At 42.2% G+C, this 5519-nt stretch carries 6 protein-coding genes and 1 pseudogene; all 7 read left to right on the plus strand.

Annotated features, from left to right (window positions below; translation table 11 throughout):
* Positions 1-734 (plus strand): annotated as a pseudogene (locus tag ACLNCN_RS02900) (beta-galactosidase); the annotation flags it as partial.
* Positions 731-1207, plus strand: coding sequence for a PTS sugar transporter subunit IIB (locus tag ACLNCN_RS02905; protein WP_020903315.1), 477 nt, complete (start codon positions 731-733; stop codon positions 1205-1207). The pseudogene ACLNCN_RS02900 and the gene ACLNCN_RS02905, both read left to right, overlap by 4 nt.
* Positions 1208-1233: 26 nt before the next feature.
* Positions 1234-2139, plus strand: a complete 906-nt coding sequence (locus ACLNCN_RS02910) for a PTS mannose/fructose/sorbose/N-acetylgalactosamine transporter subunit IIC (RefSeq protein WP_261103867.1) — start codon at positions 1234-1236, stop codon at positions 2137-2139.
* Entirely contained in the window at positions 2126-2947 is an 822-nt protein-coding gene (locus ACLNCN_RS02915; RefSeq protein WP_060627276.1) for a PTS system mannose/fructose/sorbose family transporter subunit IID, read from the plus strand. The genes ACLNCN_RS02910 and ACLNCN_RS02915 overlap by 14 nt, the downstream gene beginning before the upstream one ends.
* A gap of 3 nt (positions 2948-2950) precedes the next feature.
* A complete protein-coding gene (locus ACLNCN_RS02920; protein WP_261103868.1) occupies positions 2951-3355 on the plus strand; it encodes a PTS sugar transporter subunit IIA in 405 nt (134 codons plus the stop codon).
* Positions 3356-3560: 205 nt separating this feature from the next.
* Positions 3561-4727 carry an SIS domain-containing protein gene (locus ACLNCN_RS02925; RefSeq protein WP_424844573.1) on the plus strand — a complete coding sequence of 389 codons (1167 nt, stop codon included), beginning with the start codon at positions 3561-3563 and terminating at the stop codon, positions 4725-4727.
* Positions 4728-4843: 116 nt separating this feature from the next.
* On the plus strand, positions 4844-5519 hold a 676-nt coding region (locus ACLNCN_RS02930; RefSeq protein WP_424844574.1), incomplete at its 3' end, for an aldose epimerase family protein.

Genomic DNA, 5519 nt, shown 5'->3' on the forward strand with positions numbered 1-5519 from the left:
GTCGAAAAAGTTTCCTTGTTTGAAACCCTGGATAATCTCTCTAGTCCTACTGAAAGCCTCTATCCAAAAGCGATGGAAGAACTTGGTCAAAGTTATGGCTACCTTCTCTACCGCACGGAGGCAAGTTGGGATGCAGAAGAGGAACGTCTCCGTATCATCGATGGACGTGACCGAGCTCAACTCTTTGTAGATGGTCAATGGATTGCTACTCAATACCAGACAGAGATTGGCGAAGACATCTACTGTCAAGGCAACCGAGAAGGCTTTTCAGAGATTGACATCTTGATTGAAAATATGGGGCGTGTCAACTATGGACACAAGTTCTTAGCGGATACGCAACGTAAGGGAATTCGGACAGGGGTTTGTAAGGATTTGCACTTCTTACTAAACTGGAAACACTATCCACTCCCACTAGACAATCCTGAGAAAATTGATTTTTCAAAAGGATGACAGAAGGACAACCAGCCTTTTACGCTTATGATTTTACAATCGAAGCGCCAAAAGATACTTACCTAGACTTGTCTGAGTTTGGTAAGGGAGTTGCCTTTGTCAATGGGCAGAACCTAGGACGTTTTTGGAACGTCGGCCCAACACTCTCACTTTATATCCCTCATTGTTATCTCAAGGAAGGTGCTAATCGTATCATTATCTTTGAAACAGAGGGCCAATATAAAGAAGAGATTTATTTAACTCGTAAACCTACACTAAAACACATAAAGGGGGAAAACTTATGACAATTGTAGGATGCCGTATCGATGGACGTTTGATCCACGGACAAGTAGCCAATCTATGGGCTGGAAAACTAAATGTTTCACGTATTATGGTTGTAGATGACGAAGTTGTCAACAACGACGTTGAAAAGAGTGGTTTGAAACTTGCGACACCACCAGGTGTAAAATTGAGTATTTTGCCAATTGAAAAAGCGGCAGCCAATATTCTTGCTGGAAAATACGATAGCCAACGTCTCTTTATCGTGGCTCGTAAACCAGACCGCTTCCTTGGTTTGGTCGAAGCAGGTGTACCAATTGAAACCCTTAATGTTGGGAATATGTCTCAAACACCAGAAACTCGTGCCATTACACGTTCTATCAACGTAGTGGACAAGGATGTGGAAGATTTCCACAAATTGGCAGAAAAAGGTGTTAAACTGACTGCTCAAATGGTTCCAAATGATCCAATTTCAGACTTTTTGAGCTTATTAAAATAGGAAAAAATTTTTAGGAGGTCATTGTTATGATACAATGGTGGCAAATTCTACTTCTCACTTTGTACTCAGCTTATCAAATCTGTGATGAGTTGACGATCGTTTCATCTGCAGGTTCCCCTGTATTTGCTGGTTTCATTACTGGTTTAATTATGGGAGATGTGACTACTGGTCTGCTTATCGGTGGTAACTTGCAACTGTTCGTTCTTGGGGTTGGTACCTTCGGTGGTGCTTCTCGTATCGACGCAACTTCTGGTGCTGTTCTTGCGACAGCCTTCTCTGTTTCACAAGGAATTGATGCATCACTGGCGATTACAACAATCGCTGTGCCAGTAGCAGCTCTCTTGACTTACTTCGACGTTCTTGGACGTATGACAACTACTTTCTTCGCTCACCGTGTGGATGCTGCAATCGAACGCTTTGACTATAAAGGTATTGAACGCAACTACTTGCTTGGTGCGATTCCTTGGGCTCTATCTCGTGCCCTTCCAGTCTTCTTTGCGCTTGCTTTTGGTGGTGCCTTCGTACAATCAGTGGTAGACTTCGTTGAAGCCTACAAATGGGTTGCAGACGGTTTGACACTTGCAGGACGTATGCTTCCAGGTCTTGGATTTGCAATCTTGCTTCGTTACCTTCCAGTTAAACGTAACCTTCACTACCTTGCTATGGGATTCGGTTTGACAGCTATGTTGACTGTACTTTACTCAAACGTAACAAGTCTTGGTGGCGCTGTTGCAGGTATCATCGGTACTCTACCTAAAGATGTTGCTGAAAAAATTGGTTTCGTGAACAACTTCAAAGGTTTGTCTATGATCGGTATTTCTATCGTAGGTATTTTCCTTGCAGTGCTTCACTTCAAAAATAGCCAAAAAGTAGCTGTAGCAGCACCTTCTACACCATCAGAAAGTGGGGAAATCGAAGATGACGAATTCTAATTACAAACTTACAAAAGAAGATTTTAATCAAATCAACAAACGTAGCTTGTTTACTTTCCAATTAGGTTGGAACTACGAACGTATGCAAGCTTCTGGTTACCTGTACATGATCTTGCCACAATTGCGTAAAATGTATGGTGATGGAACTCCTGAATTGAAAGAAATGATGAAAGTTCATACTCAATTCTTCAATACTTCACCATTCTTCCATACCATTATCGCTGGTTTTGACCTTGCCATGGAAGAAAAAGATGGTGTGGGTGCAAAAGACGCCGTTAACGGTATCAAGACAGGTTTGATGGGACCATTTGCTCCTCTTGGAGATACAATCTTTGGTTCGCTTGTACCTGCTATCATGGGGTCAGTCGCAGCAACTATGGCTATCGCTGGCCAACCTTGGGGTATCTTCCTTTGGATCGCAGTTGCAGTTGCTTATGACATCTTCCGTTGGAAACAGTTGGAATTTGCTTACAAAGAAGGGGTTAACCTTATCAACAACATGCAAAGTACTTTGACAGCTTTGATTGACGCTGCATCTGTACTTGGTGTCTTCATGATGGGTGCTCTTGTAGCAACAATGATCAACTTTGAAGTTTCTTATAAATTGCCAATCGGTGAAAAAATGATTGACTTCCAAGATATCTTGAACTCAATCTTCCCACGCTTGCTTCCAGCAATCTTTACTGCCTTTATCTTCTGGTTGCTTGGTAAGAAAGGTATGACTTCTACTAAAGCTATCGGTATCATTATCGCTCTTGCAGTAGGTCTTTCATTCATCGGTAAATTCTTGCTTGGAATGGGCGCATAATTTATGGCTAAATCATTAATTTTGGTGAGCCATGGTCGTTTCTGTGAAGAGCTTAAAGGTAGCACTGAAATGATTATGGGTCCACAAGACAATATTCATGCAGTGGCTCTTCTTCCAGAAGATGGCCCAGAAGACTTTACTGCAAAATTTGAAGCTGCTATTGAAGGATTGGATGATTTCCTAGTCTTTGCGGATCTTCTTGGCGGTACACCATGTAACGTGGTAAGCCGTTTGATCATGGAAGGTCGTGATATTGACCTTTACGCAGGGATGAATCTTCCAATGGTGATTGAATTTATCAATGCGAGCCTTACAGGCGCAGATGCGGACTATAAGAACCGTGCTGCAGAAAGCATTGTGAAAGTTAATGACTTGTTAGCGAGCTTCGATGATGACGAAGATGAATAATACTCTTCGAAAATCAAATTCAAACTACGTCAACGTCGCCTTGCCGTACTCAAGTACAGCCTGCGGCTAGTTTCCTAGTTTGCTCTTTGATTTTCATTGAGTATAAGATGTGATATCGTGAAAATCGTTAGAGCATTTTATATAGAATATACATGGGAATGGGGCTTACTCCCATTCCCATATTTAATAGAAAAAGAGGAAATCAATGTTACATTATACAAAAGAAGACTTGATTGAATTGGGTGCAGAAATCACTACACGTGAAATCTACCAACAGCCTGATGTATGGAAAGAAGCTTTTGAATCTTATCAAGCAAAACGTGAAGAAATTGCAGCCTTCCTACAAGGGATTGCTGATAAACATGACTATATCAAGGTTATCTTGACAGGTGCTGGGACTTCTGCTTATGTGGGAGATACCTTGGTACCTTACTTTAAGGAAGTCTATGACGAACGCAAATGGAATTTCAATGCTATTGCGACAACAGATATCGTTGCCAATCCAGAAACTTATTTGAAAAAAGATGTGGCAACTGTCCTTGTGTCTTTTGCTCGTAGTGGGAACTCGCCTGAAAGTGTGGCGACTGTTGATTTGGCCAAAGCCTTGGTGGATGAACTTTACCAAGTGACGATTACTTGTGCTGCAGATGGGAAATTGGCTCTTCAAGCTCATGGAGATGACCGCAATCTCTTACTTTTGCAACCAGCTGCCTCTAATGATGCTGGCTTTGCCATGACTTCTAGCTTTACGTCTATGATGTTGACAGCTCTCTTAGTCTTTGATCCTACAGAATTTGCTGTTAAGTCTGAACGTTTTGAAGTTGTATCTAGTCTTGCCCGTAAAGTTCTAGACAATGCAGAAGATGTCAAAGAACTTGTTGATTTAGACTTTAACCGTGTCATCTATCTAGGTGCTGGTCCTTTCTTTGGTCTTGCTCATGAAGCTCAGCTCAAGATTTTGGAACTAACTGCTGGTCAAGTTGCGACTATGTATGAAAGCCCAGTCGGCTTCCGTCACGGTCCAAAATCTCTTATCAACGAAGATACAGTTGTTTTGGTCTTTGGTACAACAACAGACTACACTCGCAAGTACGACTTGGACTTGGTTCGTGAAGTTGCTGGTGATCACATTGCTCGCCGTGTTGTGCTTTTGAGTGATCAAGCCTTTGGTCTTGAAAATGTCAAAGAAGTGGCCCTTGGTTGTGGCGGTGTCTTGAATGATATTTACCGTGTCTTCCCTTACATCGTTTATGCCCAACTCTTTGCCCTATTGACTTCACTCAAGGTAGAAAATAAACCAGATACACCGTCTCCTACAGGTACAGTAAACCGTGTGGTACAAGGTGTTATCATCCACGAATATCAAAAGTGATACTGCGTTTATAGATTCTTGATAAAGGGGTTTGTAAATCATACAAGTAAACCATAGATTGTCAATTCGCTTTCTATGGTTTGTTTGCTTGAGAGAAATAGAAAAAGGAGAAGAGAATGAAAGCATACACAGAGCGTGTGTTTGGAAATGTTGAGGGACAAGATGCTTTGGCCTATCGATTTGAGACGAACGGTGGCTACCAACTTGAGGTCATGACTTATGGTGCGACCATCTTGCGCTACGTCACACCTGATAAGGCTGGAAATTTTGCAAATATTATCTTGGGATTTGATGATTTTGAAAGCTATGTGGGAAATAGTCCCAAGCATGGAGCTAGCGTAGGCCCTGTTGCAGGTCGTATTGCTGGTGCGACATTTGAGCTTAATGGCAAGACCTATGACCTTGAAGTCAACAATGCTAGCAACTGTAACCACAGTGGTTCAACAGGTTGGGATTCGAGCTTGTTTGAACTAGTTGAGGTGAGCGATCATGGCTTGACCCTCTACACAGAGCGTACAGATGGGACAGGAGGATTTCCTGGAAATCTCAAGATTTGGATCAGTTACCACTTAGAAGAAACTGGTGCCTATGAAATCAGCTACAAGGTAACGACCGATCAGGATACGCTGGTCAATCCAACTAATCACAGCTACTTCAACTTGTCTGGTGATTTCACGCAGACGATTGACCGTCATGTCTTCCAACTAAACACAGAGGGCATTTATCCAATCGCTCCCGACGGTGTTCCTGTCAAAACTCCAGATGCTACTCGTGATGTGGTTAAACACATCT

The organism is Streptococcus sp. CL8.13 (genome assembly GCF_049737895.1).